Genomic DNA, 13,831 nt, shown 5'->3' on the forward strand with positions numbered 1-13,831 from the left:
TGACATAGTGCCCCTGGGGATAGGGCAGGATACCGTGGTAGATATCCATCACCTAATCTTAGGGGCACTATTGGTATGGCAACAGATGCGCCATGCTGTTCGAATGTAACGTTCTCTATCCTTTAAATGGAATTGTCTGCTCCGAGGTAAAACCGAAGTGGTTCGCGATGATCTGAACGATGCGCTTGGAAGCTTGTCCATCGCCAAATGGATTGCTTGCCTTGGTCATCCCTAGGTAAGTCTGCTCATCTGAAAGCAGTCGGTTCGCAATATTGAAAATCGAGTCCTCCTCGGTTCCCGCAAGGGCAACCATATTGGCATCCACTGCTTCCGGACGTTCTGTCGTGTCTCGCATCAGAACAAGCGGCTTATTGAACACCGTTGTTTCTTCTTGCAAGCCGCCGGAATCGCTCATAATCAGATAGGAACGGGCAAGCAAGTTGATCATATCCGGGTATTCCAGCGTATTGAGCAAATGAATGCGATCATGCCCGGATAGAAGCGTGTGAGCTGCATCTCGGACGACTGGACTCATATGAACAGGATAGATGACAGCAGTATCAGGATGATTATCTGCAATTCGGCGAATGGCTCGGAACATGTTCTGCATTGGAGTTCCATAATTCTCCCGACGATGGGCCGTCACTGTAATGATTCTGCCTGGATGCTGGACAAGTGCATGTAATGCAGCTTCACTGAACGTATAATTTTCCTTATAAGTCTGCAAAGCGGCGTCTACAGCAGTTTGGCCTGTTATGTAAATATGCCCCTCGCTATACCCTTCACGCAGAAGATTATCCTTTCCAACAGAAGTTGGCGCAAACAGCAAATCGGTTACCGCATCGACAATTCTACGGTTTACTTCCTCTGGCCATGGGGAGTATTTGTTGTGCGAACGCAAGCCTGCTTCTACATGTCCAACTGGGATTTTGTGAAAAAATGCCGCAAGCCCACCGCACATCGCTGTTTGCGTATCGCCGTGAACAAGGATCATATCCGGCTTATCCTCTGCAAGTACATTGTCGAGTCCAGCGATAGCAGCGGACGTGAAATAGGCGAGAGACTGATTCTCTTTCATTAAGCGTAAATCAAGATCAGGCGATAGAGAAAAATGGGAGAGAGCCTGATAGAGCTGCTCTCGGTGCTGTCCGGTAACAACAACTTTTGTATCGAACCAATCAGATTGCTGCTTCAATTCCTGCACGACAGGGCACATCTTGGTAGCTTCCGGCCTTGTCCCGAAAATGACCATGATTTTCTTCTTTGTATTCATATGGAAAGCCCCCTCCACCTCGATTCTAATATGGAACATTCCTAATATTACCACATGAGGTTGGGTAAGTCATAAGTTCGAGGGATGAAGCGAAGGAGGTCATATTTTCTTTGACGAATATTTTGATAGAGAAGGCATTACATCACTGTTATTGATTATTGTCATAAAAATGTCGGGGAAATTAAAGCGGAGACAAGACTGATTCAAAGTTTTTTCGATTATGCCAGGTGGGTTAGAGAGTGTATAATGGACAACCATCAGATAAGGAAAATATGTGGACACATGGAACGGCAAAAGGATAACTGATATAATGATAATGAAATCGAGGTGATCGAAATGGGGAAGAAACGCAGAACAGCAGTTGCTCCGACTCAGAACACAGCAGAGAAGCCAGCCACATTGAAGGACTTGTTAAGTTCCGAGGTGCTGGACAAGTTGAAGGCACAAGCCAAAGAACTGAAGGTTCAGGAAGATAACCGCAAGGAAGTGGAACGACAGAAGGCGGAAGAGGCTCGCCGTGTGGAGCAGAAGAAGCTTGATAATAACTTTGAGTACTTATTGAATAACAGCAGCATGGATTGGCGAAAATTTAAAAATTAACAAAAGCGTGCAGACGAGAGCGTCTCACGCTTTTGTTACGTATGGTCAGCACTTATGAGCTTTAAAGATCTCTCATTCACGTTATGTGCATTTGATCTCTGGTTCAAGAGGATGTAATCTAGTTTATATAGGATTGTTACATTGTTCACATATTATTTGGAGGGAACAACATGAACTTGCCTATCTTAAACAAATTTGAATTGTTCGAAGCGATACAGAAGCATTGGGGCGGATTTTTCCGTCAATATGAAATGGCTCTGAACGAGCTGCAAAGCGACTTTCAAATTATTGATTTGGAATGGAAAACAAAGTTTGGATATTCCCCGATCGAACATATGAAGGCACGGGTGAAAAACCCACTATCCTTGCTCAAAAAAATAGAAAAAAAGAGAATTCCATTTTCCATGGAATCTGTACAAAATAACATCCGTGACATTGCTGGTTTACGGATTGTCACTACATTTCTTGATGACGTATATATGATGAAAGAACATATCGAACAACGTGAAGACATCCAAGTGCTGCAAGTAAAAGATTACATTCAGAACCCAAAGCCAAGCGGCTACAAGAGCTTGCATATGGTTGTCAAGACACAGGTCATTCTTTCGCAGGAAGTGCTGTGGGTACCAGCCGAAATTCAGTTGAGAACGTCTTCGATGGATTTCTGGGCTGCTACAGAACATAAGCTGAACTATAAATATGAAGGCGGCGAAGTGCCCGAGGATGCACGCACCCAATTATTTGAACTATCCAAATCGGCATTTCAAATGGATCAGCAAATGTCCATGCTTCGGAATCAGCTGATAAATAAAAATAAATAAAAGGCAAATAGGCTTTCCTTCAAAAGGAAGGCCTATTGTTTTATCTCGAACGATTACTTGATCCCATGCCACTTAGCGAGGTGCTCCGCATGGGAACGCAAATACGCATATTTTCAGAAGGGGCATACCATTCGATTGAAAGATATGAACTCTTTGTTCCCGATACATGGTCGGAATCCGAACAGCATGCTTGCTCCTGATGAAGTGTCACATTTTTTCTTCCCTCGTCTTCCAAAAAACTACAAGTGGCATCTATTTTCCCGATGATTAACCTCCACTTTTGACTGGAGGATATGGGGGATTCGAGTCGGAAAATCAACCATCTTATGCAAATAGGAAGATGCAGCAAGAGTTCGAGGATGCAAGGTATATGAACTGGTGTGGCCAAACCCTTACTTTTGTTCTTGTTCACGGAGCATGGGGGGATTGCAGTTATTGGTCAAGAACGGCTGAAGTTCTGCACAGTATGGGGCATAGGGTGTACGTTCCGAATTTGCCAGGACATGGGATGGATTGGAATAAGAATGTAACTCATGCCATGTATGTGGATACAGTCGTTCATTGTATCAAGCATCATCAACTCTCAAATGTTGTACTGGTTGGGCACAGCTTTGGCGGTACGGTTATTTGCAAGACGGTAGAACATGTCCCTGATCGTATACGTCGGCTTGTCTTTATGGATGCATTTGTTGTACGCGATGGATATAGTGCTGCAGATGAAATACCGCCGCAAAGCAAAGAGGAGTGGGCGAAGCTGGCACAACAATCATCTGACAATACCATTATGCTGCCTTTTACCGTATGGAGGGAGACATTCATGAACAATGCCAGTATTGAGCTGGCGTATCATGTCTATTGTACGGTTACACCAGAGCCTGCAGGGCCATTGTTTGAGAAGCTGGATCTGTCGAAATTCTATCGTTTACCTATGCCCAGAAGCTACTTGTACTTAACGGATGATACTGCGCTGCCTCAAGGGGAGCAGTATGGCTGGCACCCCCATATGTCAAGTCGATTAGGGTTGTTCCGGCTTATAACGGCACATGGCGATCATATGACCCCATTTCATATTCAACCGCATCTCGTTGCGGAGAAGCTTATTGAAGCAGGACGGGATTAAAGTATGGGGGTATGAGGGCTGCGACAATGTGTACGGAATGATTAAAACAAAGGCTGGCCAAAAGAGAATTTCTCTTGGCCAGCCTGCATGTGCTGCAAGTATTTCGATGTATGGAACGAAATGATAATTACTGTGGATTGGTTGTCCAAATACCAGCAGTCTTCACAAAGACGCGCTGCGGCAGCTTAAGCGCAGCTAGTGCAAGCTCGGCTACATCCTCAGGCTGCATCATGCGATTCTCGTCTCCGATGTTGAGCCCCGCATTTACTGCGAGTTCTGTATTTACAGTGCTTGGCGTCAATGCAGTTACACGGATATTATGCTTGCGAACTTCCTGCATGAGCGCTTCGGTCATGCCCATAACCGCGAACTTGGATGCATTGTAGGCAGAACCTGTTGCAAATCCACGTTCTCCAGCAGTTGAAGAAATATTGATAATGCTTCCTTCATTCTGTTCAATCATGGCAGGGAGCACTGCACGAGTAACATAGTAGGTGCCCATCAAGTTGACTTGGATAATGCGCTCCCATTCTTGCGGATCCATATCGACCAACTTGCCGAACTTGGCAATGCCTGCGTTATTAATGACAATGTGGATAGCGCCAAGCTGCTCCGAAAGAGAAGCAACGGCGCGATTGACGTCCTCTTGTACTGCAACATCAGCCGTTGCGATAGCGACGCGGATATCATATTTCGCAGTAAGTTCGGCTTTTAGAGCTTCAAGATCAGCGGCTGTACGGGCGATGAGGCCAAGATGTACGCCTTCCTGCGCTAACGATTCGGCCAACGCTTTGCCAATACCTTTGCCTGCGCCAGTAATCAGTGCGGTTTTGTTCGTAAGATCTTGCAATTTCATATTTTTAATCTCCTTTTACTTTTTTTTGCTTAACCGTTATGACTAACAACAAGCTCGTATTTGTTCAAAGAAGCACCCAGCATGTACTGCTTGCTGTCGCTGGCACCCCGGTGGGATTCGCGGAAGGTATCGCTAGATGTCCAGTTGCGGAATGACTCCTCATTCTCCCACACCGTACAGACCTTCAGTTCTTCTTCGCCTTCCTGACCTGGACCCAGCCATACCTCCAAGCGGACAAATCCGCTCATTTGCTGTACGCCCTTGGCCTGCGCGAATCGCTCTGCCACTTGCTTCCCGAATCCTTCTTTAATTCGGATTGTGTTCGTCACGACTAACATGCTATCGCCTCCTGTGTGCATAATGATGTTCATGTTCATTTGTACAGATTATATATCTGCCTCTCTATTATACTCGAACTATTGGACAAGATCACACTCACTCGTGAGTATTACCAAGCACATTCCATCTTGTTCCCCATTCCTTCATGGCATCAAATATGGGACGAAGTGTAATTCCCCTCTCCGTTAATGAATATTCGACGTGTGGAGGGATTTCGGAATAGACGGTTCGTTGAATAATGTTCTGCTGCTCCAGTTCCTTCAATCGGAGTGACAGCGTGCGTGGACTGATGCCATGGAGTGCGCGTTCCAGCTCGCCGAATCGCTTTGTCCCGTGAAACAAATCGCGCAATATTAGAAAAGTCCACTTCCCCCCGATAATATGCATTGTATGCTCAATGGGACAAGCTGTGATCGAGGCCGTATCCACGGGAGATTCATACTTATGTGTTGTATCTAGGGAGGCCGAAGCGTGTAATGTTCCTTTTTGGCAAGGTGTATGTGTGGTTTGTTCTGGAGTTGACATGTGAAGCCCCCTTCTCTTATTGCACTTCATTTAGTATAGTGCAATGAAGTCGGTGGTGACAATGCTGAGACTTTGCAAGAAGCAGTGGGGAACAGGACGCAGCTCACGTCTTCGATTGGCTAGATCAGATAAGGGGCTATGCAAGTATAGACTATGAGAAAGGCATGATAGGTAATGAATCATGTATTGTGCTAAAATTAATGATGATACTGTATGTACAGAAGGGGAGGAATATTATGAAGGTGCTTGTCATAGTTGCACATCCGAATTTGGATGCCTCTAACGTTAACCGTGCTTGGGTCGAAGAGCTGCGTAAGCATGACAACATTACTGTACACGAGCTGTACAAGGAATATCCCAATGGACAGATTGACGTACAGAAGGAGCAGGCGTTGATTGAAAGTCATGACCGCATCGTATGGCAGTTCCCATTCTATTGGTACAGCTCGCCAGCATTGATGAAGCAATGGCTGGACAGTGTGCTTACATATGGCTGGGCATATGGTACGGGCGGCGATCGCTTGCATGGCAAGGAGCTTATGCTGGCTATATCGACCGGAAGCCCGCAAGAGAAGTATCAGGCGGGCGGGCTTAATCATTATTCCATGAGTGAGCTGCTGAAGCCGTTCCAGGCGACTAGCAATCTGATCGGCACAACATACCTGCCTGCATTCGTATTCCATGGAGCAATGGGAGCGGAAGAGGCTGTGATTCAGAATAGTGTCAAGGACTATGTATCCTATCTGTTGAAATAGGAGCTAAGATGTAAGTAAGCGGAGTATACCCAATTCCAATTGGAGTGCCGCAAAGTAGGTTCACCTAGCTATGGGACGAACTTTAAATTTGAAAAAAGGTTAGGTTAAGGGAATGTGCATGTTTCCTTTAACTCGGCCTTTTTGTCTTATTGGTGTGATATGGAGACAAAAAAAGAACTCAACATCCGCTAAAAAGTGGACAATTGAGCTCTCTTCGAGTTATTGGGATGTTCCTATCCGTTTCGATTACCCGTTCATCGTTATCTATGTTGAAGGACGTGCTTATGCAGACGTTGACGCTGCATTTCCTGGAATTCCGTTGCCAAACGCCAGTTCTTCAAGCTTCGCAATAATGCGTTCTTCTGTATCGCTGTCGACAGGAATGTTACATGATGCAAGCGGAAGCAGCTTGTCGAAGCTTCCAATTGCAACAGAATAGCCAGCCTGCTGAAACATCGGAATATCATTCATATCATTGCCGAAGCAGACGAATTGCCCAGGGATAATCCCGAACGAGCGAAGTGCAGCCATTTTGTTGACACCGATGCTTGTCATATCAACGATGCCTTCCGCGGAGTGGTAATGGAGCGTTGTATCCAGCGACTTCAGCTTTTCTGTTAGCTCCTCTAAGCGGTTGCTGCCTAGAACGAGAATCTTGATCACATTATAAATTTCATTCGTAGGTAAACAAGCAGCTAGGCGTAGCGGATCGACATGGAATAGGAATGGATGTGTCCCCTCCAAGTTGTGCGCATAGTTCCACTCATCATCAACAAGGTAGGCCGCTTCATATTGATGCAGCAAGCTCATAATCTCATCGGCTGTTGCCTGCGGAAGCGGGCTAGACGCTAGACGCTCACCTTGGAAATAGGTCATGGCACCGTTGGCGCCGATGAGCAGGTTGTGGTGAAAGCGTTCATCTAGGACAGGAAGCATATCCCGGCAAGGACGTGCCGAAGCGAAGCCTACGATATGTCCAGCTTCTTGTATGCGTGCAAGGCAATTCATAATTGGAGCAGAGACAGGCTGTCCTTTGAATGAAATCGTACCATCAATATCAAAAATGAAGTGCATGTAAGATGTTCTCCTTTGACTGAATGTATGTTTTCTGTATGCAAGTTATAAGTTGTAAGTTGTAAGTAGCAATGCTGGCAGGAATATTAGTTTAAAAAACGAAAGGGCTTGCTTGACTGCACAGTAGCCGAAATAGATGCCAAACCCGATAAATACAATGCCTGCTGTAATCGATACATATTGCATGATGCGTGGGGTAATGGCTCTGCGGCTGAAATGGGTCACAGCAGCGACGAAAAGATCCCATATACAAATACCGACAATGATAGCGCTGCTATATAGCAAGGTATCCTGCTTGCCTAACACATCCATGGTTGTTGCCATAACGGAGCCATATATGCCGATCCAAAATACGATGTTAAGCGGGTTGGATAACGCCAGTAAAAAGCCCGATAAAAAAGAGGAACCGACATGCTGCTTCTTGGCATCGGAATCGGAGATCTGGACTGTAGATCTGGCTTCACGAAAACTTTCATATCCAAGATACAGCAGCAATATGAACCCTGCCGTCCATAGAATGAGCTTAGCGAACGGTGTTGTTAAGAACGAAGCGGCTCCATAGTAGATAAGCAGCATGAAAATAACATCCGTGCTCATGGCGCCGAGCCCCAGGAACCAAGCGTTCCAGAACCCATTTTTTAATCCGGCCTTGATCTGAGCGATGCTGATTGGACCGACGGGGGCTGAGAGAGACAGCCCGAGCAATACATAGCTGAACCATATGCTAGCCATCTGATCTTCCTTCCTGTTCTTGCGAAATAATGGTACTATTGTACTGGTTATCTGTCCTGTTGATAAGTGGCAGATTTGTAGATTTAATTGGGGACAGAGGTGATGGGGAAATGCTTGAACTGACTCCGCATATTGATGATCATTCTTCGGAACCGAAGTATTTGCAATTATACAGCTACATAGCGAAGCAAATCTGGAATGGAACATTGACAGCAGGCACGCGGCTTCCATCTATTCGAACATTGGCGGCACATTTGCATCTAAGCCGCAATACGGTTGAGGCGGCCTATCAGCAGTTAATTGCAGAAGGGTACGTAGAGAACCGCTCCCGAATTGGTTTGTTCGTCATGCCGATTGAAGGAGGTGTGAAGCAAGCGGAGAGTGGCGAGAAAGGAGCCGAACGAGAGCTTGAACGAGAGCTGGCGCAGCCATTAACGGCTTCTTTAGATGATGAAAAGGATGTATTCGATACGGATGCAGGAATTGAAATTGATTTTCGTCATGGCAACGTAGACAGGGAAAGGTTCCCGTTGATCGTATGGCGCAAGCTTGCAAATGATTTATTTCGACATAGACGGGATGAGGCGCTTCAATACGGACATCGTCAGGGTGAAGCAGGATTGCGCAGAGCGATTGCTCGATATTTATACCAATCAAGAGGAGTACATTGTACGCCTGAGCAGATTGTGATGGGGGCTGGCATTCAACAATTGTTGATGCTTATCTGTCAGTTGATTCGCAAAGATACGCATTCCATTGCGATGGAGGAGCCGGGATATGACGGCGCACGGGCAATTTTTTATCATAATGGTTACGAGATAGTGCCAATTCCACTTGAGGCCGAAGGAATATCTGTACAGCATCTAAGAGAACAGAGTGCTGGTGCGGTATACGTAACGCCGTCGCATCAGTTTCCTCAAGGCATGGTGATGTCTATCGCGAAGCGGATGCAACTGCTGCAATGGGCGAACGATCGGGAAAGCATCATTATCGAGGATGATTATGACGGAGAATTCAAATATGGAGCGAAGCCAGTTCCCTCGCTGCAAGGGCTGGATGGGCATGGCCGGGTCGTATACGTGGGCACATTCTCCAAGTCCCTGCTTCCTTCCATTCGATTAAGCTATATGGTGCTTCCTCCGTGGCTTCTAGCGCGGTACAGGCTTGAATTCGCTGCTTATGAGCAGACGGCCTCAAAGCTGCATCAGATGACAATGGAGCGGTTCATGACAGAAGGGCATTGGGACAAGCATCTGCGGAAAATGCGCAAGCTGTACCAAGAAAAGCACAGCACACTGTTGACAGCGTTAAGTGAAGAAATGGGCGATCGAGTCCGTGTGATAGGGCAGCATTCCGGACTTCATATCAAGCTTCAAGTGAAGCATGAATATAGTGAACAGCAATTAATCGATGCGGCAAGAACAGTTGGAGTTAAGGTGTATCCGACCTCGATTTATCGAATTAAGCAGGAGGAAGACGAACAGCCTTCCTTGCTCATCGGCTTCGGTGGACTCAGTCTGATCCAGATAAGAGAGGGAGTAGAACGACTCAGACAGGCATGGTTTGGATGAATGCCTGATTGCCTGACTTCTGTCAACGACATTCTAAAGGTAAAAAGTTTAGAAGGGAAAAGGGAAGGGACGGGGACGAGCGAATGAACAGCTGGATTACATTTGACTTGGATGGAACGTTGATGCAGAATCCATTTGCTGCATGGATCTTTCCGGAGATTACAAGTGTCGTACGGGAGCAATTGCGAACCGGCATTGATGTTGACGATGATGCTGGCTTTGATATGGGAAAGCTTCTTTATGAGGAACATCGTAAGCGAATGGAGGCGGGTAAGACAGTTCGCGCTTATGATTGGGACGATATGCTGCGGCAAGTGCTTACTGAACTAGGTGCCGAACAAAGTATTGATATTCAGGTAGAGCAGCTTGTACGCAAGCATGCGGTGCCGCCTGCGAAGGTCTATTTGCTAGAAGGAGGCGTTAAGCCTGTTCTGGAGCAGTTGAGTCAGCACGGATACCGATTGGCGGTAGCAACGAACGGATATTATAAATACCAGTTTCCAGTGCTTGAAGCTCTAGGCATTGCCCAATATTTCGAGCGAATTGTTACCCCAGAGACTGCAGGAGGCGGCAAACCTGATATGCATATGCTCCATGCTGTTCGCCAGTACGGTTCAATTGCCGCGCATGTTGGGGATCGGCTGGATCATGATGTGTATATGGCCAATCAATTCGGAACTGCTTCTATCCTGGTGCACCGCAAGCTGCCGCAGGAATTGCAACAGCTCGCTCCTGAACAACGCATGTATGAACCAGCCTTTGTGCCGATATGCAGCCAACAGCTTCAGCGGGAAAGCCAGAGCTTGTATACGAAGCTGTTCGGAGATGATGATGGAACGGAACTGCCGGAGCAGATTAGACCCGATTTCGTTATTCGCAGCATTCATGAACTGCCTGCATGCTTGGCCGCAATAGCGAACAAAGAGTAGATTACCGCATTTTGAAATGCCGAACCTGTTCGATGAACATCGTCATGGCCATCGTGGCGGAAGCATTATTGTCTTGGAGGATGTGGAACGCCCGCTTGACGCTCTTGCCCTTAACGTGAACTAAGCGCAGCTCGCCATGTTCCTGCTCTTTACGAATTACCCAATAAGAAAGCATTGCGATCCCGAGTCCGGCCATGACGGCTTCCTTCACACTTTGACTGCTGTTGAACACATAAGAACGCTTGATGTGCAGCTTCAGATCGCTCATGAATTGATCGCTGTAAGCTCTTGTTCCCGAACCCTGCTCACGCAGCACCCATACCTCGTCATGCAGCATGCTCGGCTCGATGGTGGGCATGGAAGCAAATGAATGGTTGGGCGATACGACGAGTACCATCTCATCCTCCATGAACGGAGTGCCAAGCTGAAGGTCTTTATATTCGATTTTGCCTTCTACAAGCCCGATATCCAACTCATTCGCACGTACGGATTGGGCAATTTGTTCGGTGTTGGCGATTGTCACTTGGACATCTACGCTCGGGTATTGACGAGCGAATGAAGCCACGATACGAGGCAATATATATTCTCCAATCGTGAAACTGGCTCCGATCCGCAGTGATCCTGTAACCTCATCCCGAAGCAGGCCGATGTCTTCGCGTGCCGCTTCATAACGGGCAATCATTTCCTTGGCATGCTTATATAATATCTCTCCAGCTTCGGTCAACTTAACATGCTTAGGGGAGCGGTGAATGAGCTGCACCCCGAACTCTTGCTCCAAGTTGCGGATATGCTGGCTGACGCCGGGCTGAGACAGATGGAGCAGCTCGGCGGCTCGCGAGAAATTGCGCTGTTCCACGACCGCTACATATACCTTCATTGTATCTACAATCATAGGGTGAACGAACCTCCGTGAATTCTTATCCATGAAAAATGAGATCTATAATCGGCTCAAATGAGTATCTTTGATGTTGTCGCATACTTTAAACCATATCCAAGCATTCGATCCATGCCAATATGGGCCGTCCATATGATCCCCACTGCTAAGACCGCTTGATTGGACAACAGAAATCCGCACATCACGGTTGCGAGTGATACACTGTACGTATGGAGTACATTATAAATAAAAGCGCCTGCTTTATTACTAACGACATAACCGATCATGGATACATCGGGAACAAACAACAAAGCAAAAAACAGCAGCCAGTTAAATTGATGATATTCGTAAAAATAGATGCATCCTAATAATACGAACAATCCTTCTACATGTAATAATGCTTTACTTCCTGTCATTTATTATCCTCCAATCTTGTTGTAAAGGTAAACTCTTGCGCAATCATTGCCGGCAGGGTAAGAGTGGGCAGAGGCAGTTTTTGAAGAAAAGGTGTGATTTTGCAAGTTGATTCGCAGCAGCAATAAGGTATAATATGTAATAAGAGAGATACAATGAATAAAGGGATCGTGTTGGTAGCACGATCCCTGTACAACGGCCGCATGTAAGAACGGTCGGCTGCAAAGACGGACATGAAATAGACCGATACCTTGCTACGGGGCGGTCTATTTCCGTTTATTAAACGATAACAGCGCTACAATAAGCGTACCAAAGCTAATCATTAGCGTTAGTGCTTCGAACACTGTCATGGGCATCACCTCCCGTCAGGGAGACTAGCCGACCGCCCTTCATGCCGAATCAGTTGTACTCTTGTATCATACCATAATTTTCTATAGTCAGAATATATAATTGCACAATAGCGTTGCATTAAATTTCAGACCTAATTACAAATTCTAAATTGTACTAAAAATGTTAAATTATCGACGTCCATTCAAAGAAAAAATCTCCATAATTAGGGGAGCAGGTAGTCCTGTCCAAATCCCTAATCATAGGAGATCGTACATGGACAAGGATACACTACTTTCATCATTTGGTAAATGGGTCGCACCACTAAATGCACAAATCATTTCAGATTGGACGGATAAAACCGGCGAAGATAAGTACGTTAAAAAGCTGCATTCACTGGCCTATCTCTTGATCTTTATGGATGCACAGCTGCAGCAGCGAGACTGTTTACGAACTATCGTTACTGAATTGCAGTGTAACGAAGCGTTCCAGAAAGAACTTGGAATTACGTCCATAAGCACCTCACAGCTATCAAGGAAAAACAACAAGCTTTCCAGTGAGGTTTTGCAAAGCATATTTGCGGATCTGGTCTTGAAAATCAGCGAGCACAGCCGTCCTGCTTCAGGGCGAATCGGCACAGTAAAATTGCTAGATTCCACGACGATGAGCCTATGTTTAAGTAAATACAAATGGGCAACGTACCGAAAAACAAAATCCGGTGTCAAACTTCATTTGCGAGTAACCTTTTGCGATCCGGACACGGTTTATCCAGAAAAGGCAGTGCTTACACCTGCGAAGCCTGCGGATCGTACTCAAATGGATGCTCTTATTGATGAAACCGGAGCCACCTATGTGTTCGATCGCGGCTATGTCGATTACAAGAAGTATGATCATTACTGCAGGGAAGGCATTTTTTTCGTAACTCGTTTGAAGAACAACGCGGTCGTGGAGACGCTCTCCGAATTTCCAGTAGCCGAAAACTCCTTGATCCATCGGGATCAAATGGTTCGAATCGGTAAAGGAAAGAAACAGATGGAAGAGGCATTGCGACTTGTAGAAACGACCGATTTAAAGGGTAAGCTGATCCGCATCATTAGCAATCGCTTTGATTTAACAGCAGAAGAGATCAGTGAGCTGTATCGCAATCGTTGGAAGATAGAAACATTCTTCCGTTGGGTTAAACAGCATCTGAAGCTGACGCGTTTCTATGGAGAGCAAGAGAACGCGGTATGGAATCAGATCCTCATTTGTTTGATCGCATATAGCCTTCAGCTCTTGATGAAAATGGAGCTTGGTACAACGAAGAGCTTATTAGATCTACATCGACTACTTATCTCAATGCTGTATCAGCCCTGGGAAACGTTCAGAGAAGCTGTTTTTCGGAAGCCTGCTCGCACTTCCAAAGGTCGGCAGAAAGTCGTAAAGACCTAAGATTCAGGAAAATAGTTCCTTGAAATGATAGATATTACCAAATGGGCGCGGCTACTTGCTTTCATAGAACCCTTAACTTTTTGGCTTATATGAAAGCAAGAAAACTGTAAATTATTTTATCTGCAACAATATCTTTCCTTTAATATTTGCAGTGGGATTCTTTTATGCAACGCTATTGATAATTGCATGT

General features: G+C 45.9%; 16 protein-coding genes and 1 pseudogene. 8 read left to right on the plus strand and 9 right to left on the minus strand.

Annotation, left to right across the window (positions count from 1 at the left end; all coding sequences use genetic code 11):
- Positions 1-115: 115 nt before the first annotated feature.
- Positions 116-1,273 (minus strand): non-hydrolyzing UDP-N-acetylglucosamine 2-epimerase, encoded by a 1,158-nt coding sequence (gene wecB / locus PAV_RS11440; protein WP_005546234.1) that lies wholly within the window; start codon positions 1,271-1,273, stop codon positions 116-118.
- Positions 1,274-1,609: 336 nt separating this feature from the next.
- Between wecB and PAV_RS11445 the strand changes: the two genes are divergently transcribed.
- The 4 genes from PAV_RS11445 to PAV_RS34610 all read left to right on the plus strand — a co-directional run bounded on the left by PAV_RS11445 (position 1,610) and on the right by PAV_RS34610 (position 3,938).
- Positions 1,610-1,873, plus strand: a complete 264-nt coding sequence (locus PAV_RS11445) for a YqkE family protein (RefSeq protein ID WP_005546235.1) — start codon at positions 1,610-1,612, stop codon at positions 1,871-1,873.
- A 170-nt stretch (positions 1,874-2,043) separates the two neighbouring features.
- Positions 2,044-2,694: a GTP pyrophosphokinase gene (locus PAV_RS11450; RefSeq protein WP_005546236.1), complete on the plus strand. Its 651-nt coding sequence runs from the start codon at positions 2,044-2,046 to the stop codon at positions 2,692-2,694.
- Between the two features lie 370 nt (positions 2,695-3,064).
- On the plus strand, positions 3,065-3,814 hold the full coding sequence (locus tag PAV_RS11455; protein WP_005546237.1) for an alpha/beta hydrolase: 750 nt from the start codon (positions 3,065-3,067) through the stop codon (positions 3,812-3,814).
- The gene (locus PAV_RS34610) at positions 3,795-3,938 is read left to right on the plus strand and encodes a hypothetical protein (RefSeq protein ID WP_157266781.1); all 144 of its coding nucleotides are present in this window, start codon (positions 3,795-3,797) and stop codon (positions 3,936-3,938) included. Before PAV_RS11455 ends, PAV_RS34610 begins: the two co-directional genes overlap by 20 nt.
- Before the next feature lie 3 nt (positions 3,939-3,941).
- Here PAV_RS34610 and PAV_RS11460 read toward each other — a convergent pair whose 3' ends face one another.
- From PAV_RS11460 to PAV_RS11470, 3 genes are all read right to left on the minus strand, one after another.
- Positions 3,942-4,670: a 3-ketoacyl-ACP reductase gene (locus PAV_RS11460; protein WP_005546238.1), complete on the minus strand. Its 729-nt coding sequence runs from the start codon at positions 4,668-4,670 to the stop codon at positions 3,942-3,944.
- A gap of 29 nt (positions 4,671-4,699) precedes the next feature.
- Entirely contained in the window at positions 4,700-5,008 is a 309-nt protein-coding gene (locus PAV_RS11465; RefSeq protein WP_005546239.1) for an antibiotic biosynthesis monooxygenase, read from the minus strand.
- A gap of 97 nt (positions 5,009-5,105) precedes the next feature.
- Positions 5,106-5,396 carry a winged helix-turn-helix transcriptional regulator gene (locus tag PAV_RS11470; protein ID WP_051135121.1) on the minus strand — a complete coding sequence of 97 codons (291 nt, stop codon included), beginning with the start codon at positions 5,394-5,396 and terminating at the stop codon, positions 5,106-5,108.
- A gap of 374 nt (positions 5,397-5,770) precedes the next feature.
- Here PAV_RS11470 and PAV_RS11475 point away from each other — a divergent pair, with 374 nt between their 5' ends.
- The gene (locus tag PAV_RS11475; RefSeq protein ID WP_005546243.1) at positions 5,771-6,289 is read left to right on the plus strand and encodes an NAD(P)H-dependent oxidoreductase; all 519 of its coding nucleotides are present in this window, start codon (positions 5,771-5,773) and stop codon (positions 6,287-6,289) included.
- 282 nt (positions 6,290-6,571) lie between these two features.
- Here PAV_RS11475 and PAV_RS11480 read toward each other — a convergent pair whose 3' ends face one another.
- Both PAV_RS11480 and PAV_RS11485 read right to left on the minus strand, forming a co-directional pair.
- The gene (locus PAV_RS11480; protein WP_005546247.1) at positions 6,572-7,363 is read right to left on the minus strand and encodes an HAD-IIB family hydrolase; all 792 of its coding nucleotides are present in this window, start codon (positions 7,361-7,363) and stop codon (positions 6,572-6,574) included.
- Positions 7,364-7,408: 45 nt separating this feature from the next.
- Positions 7,409-8,095 carry a LysE family transporter gene (locus PAV_RS11485; protein WP_005546249.1) on the minus strand — a complete coding sequence of 229 codons (687 nt, stop codon included), beginning with the start codon at positions 8,093-8,095 and terminating at the stop codon, positions 7,409-7,411.
- A 110-nt stretch (positions 8,096-8,205) separates the two neighbouring features.
- Here PAV_RS11485 and pdxR point away from each other — a divergent pair, with 110 nt between their 5' ends.
- Entirely contained in the window at positions 8,206-9,666 is a 1,461-nt protein-coding gene (gene pdxR, locus PAV_RS11490; RefSeq protein WP_005546251.1) for a MocR-like pyridoxine biosynthesis transcription factor PdxR, read from the plus strand.
- Between the two features lie 83 nt (positions 9,667-9,749).
- Entirely contained in the window at positions 9,750-10,595 is an 846-nt protein-coding gene (locus PAV_RS11495) for an HAD family hydrolase (RefSeq protein WP_005546253.1), read from the plus strand.
- Position 10,596: 1 nt separating this feature from the next.
- On the opposite strand, the gene PAV_RS11500 is transcribed toward PAV_RS11495, so the two are convergent.
- The 3 genes and pseudogenes from PAV_RS11500 to PAV_RS37570 all read right to left on the minus strand — a co-directional run bounded on the left by PAV_RS11500 (position 10,597) and on the right by PAV_RS37570 (position 12,239).
- The gene (locus PAV_RS11500; RefSeq protein ID WP_005546255.1) at positions 10,597-11,487 is read right to left on the minus strand and encodes a LysR family transcriptional regulator; all 891 of its coding nucleotides are present in this window, start codon (positions 11,485-11,487) and stop codon (positions 10,597-10,599) included.
- A 45-nt stretch (positions 11,488-11,532) separates the two neighbouring features.
- A pseudogene (locus tag PAV_RS11505) lies at positions 11,533-11,885 on the minus strand (DUF4260 domain-containing protein).
- A gap of 264 nt (positions 11,886-12,149) precedes the next feature.
- On the minus strand, positions 12,150-12,239 hold the full coding sequence (locus tag PAV_RS37570) for a putative holin-like toxin (RefSeq protein WP_372515396.1): 90 nt from the start codon (positions 12,237-12,239) through the stop codon (positions 12,150-12,152).
- Between the two features lie 247 nt (positions 12,240-12,486).
- On the opposite strand from PAV_RS37570, the gene PAV_RS11510 reads away from it, so the two are divergent.
- The gene (locus PAV_RS11510; protein WP_005543483.1) at positions 12,487-13,641 is read left to right on the plus strand and encodes an IS4 family transposase; all 1,155 of its coding nucleotides are present in this window, start codon (positions 12,487-12,489) and stop codon (positions 13,639-13,641) included.
- The last annotated feature ends 190 nt before the right edge of the window (positions 13,642-13,831 follow it).

This window comes from Paenibacillus alvei DSM 29 (genome assembly GCF_000293805.1).
GTDB lineage: Bacteria > Bacillota > Bacilli > Paenibacillales > Paenibacillaceae > Paenibacillus_B > Paenibacillus_B alvei.

What these genes read in the sequence shown, in the direction of transcription:
- wecB (WP_005546234.1), bottom strand. Translation starts at nt 1,273, where the DNA reads ATGAATACAAAGAAGAAAATCATGGTCATTTTCGGGACAAGGCCGGAA.
- PAV_RS11445 (WP_005546235.1), top strand. Translation starts at nt 1,610, where the DNA reads ATGGGGAAGAAACGCAGAACAGCAGTTGCTCCGACTCAGAACACAGCA.
- PAV_RS11450 (WP_005546236.1), top strand. Translation starts at nt 2,044, where the DNA reads ATGAACTTGCCTATCTTAAACAAATTTGAATTGTTCGAAGCGATACAG.
- PAV_RS11455 (WP_005546237.1), top strand. Translation starts at nt 3,065, where the DNA reads ATGAACTGGTGTGGCCAAACCCTTACTTTTGTTCTTGTTCACGGAGCA.
- PAV_RS11460 (WP_005546238.1), bottom strand. Translation starts at nt 4,670, where the DNA reads ATGAAATTGCAAGATCTTACGAACAAAACCGCACTGATTACTGGCGCA.
- PAV_RS11465 (WP_005546239.1), bottom strand. Translation starts at nt 5,008, where the DNA reads ATGTTAGTCGTGACGAACACAATCCGAATTAAAGAAGGATTCGGGAAG.
- PAV_RS11470 (WP_051135121.1), bottom strand. Translation starts at nt 5,396, where the DNA reads ATGCATATTATCGGGGGGAAGTGGACTTTTCTAATATTGCGCGATTTG.
- PAV_RS11475 (WP_005546243.1), top strand. Translation starts at nt 5,771, where the DNA reads ATGAAGGTGCTTGTCATAGTTGCACATCCGAATTTGGATGCCTCTAAC.
- PAV_RS11480 (WP_005546247.1), bottom strand. Translation starts at nt 7,363, where the DNA reads ATGCACTTCATTTTTGATATTGATGGTACGATTTCATTCAAAGGACAG.
- PAV_RS11485 (WP_005546249.1), bottom strand. Translation starts at nt 8,095, where the DNA reads ATGGCTAGCATATGGTTCAGCTATGTATTGCTCGGGCTGTCTCTCTCA.
- pdxR (WP_005546251.1), top strand. Translation starts at nt 8,206, where the DNA reads ATGCTTGAACTGACTCCGCATATTGATGATCATTCTTCGGAACCGAAG.
- PAV_RS11495 (WP_005546253.1), top strand. Translation starts at nt 9,750, where the DNA reads ATGAACAGCTGGATTACATTTGACTTGGATGGAACGTTGATGCAGAAT.
- PAV_RS11500 (WP_005546255.1), bottom strand. Translation starts at nt 11,487, where the DNA reads ATGATTGTAGATACAATGAAGGTATATGTAGCGGTCGTGGAACAGCGC.
- PAV_RS37570 (WP_372515396.1), bottom strand. Translation starts at nt 12,239, where the DNA reads ATGCCCATGACAGTGTTCGAAGCACTAACGCTAATGATTAGCTTTGGT.
- PAV_RS11510 (WP_005543483.1), top strand. Translation starts at nt 12,487, where the DNA reads ATGGACAAGGATACACTACTTTCATCATTTGGTAAATGGGTCGCACCA.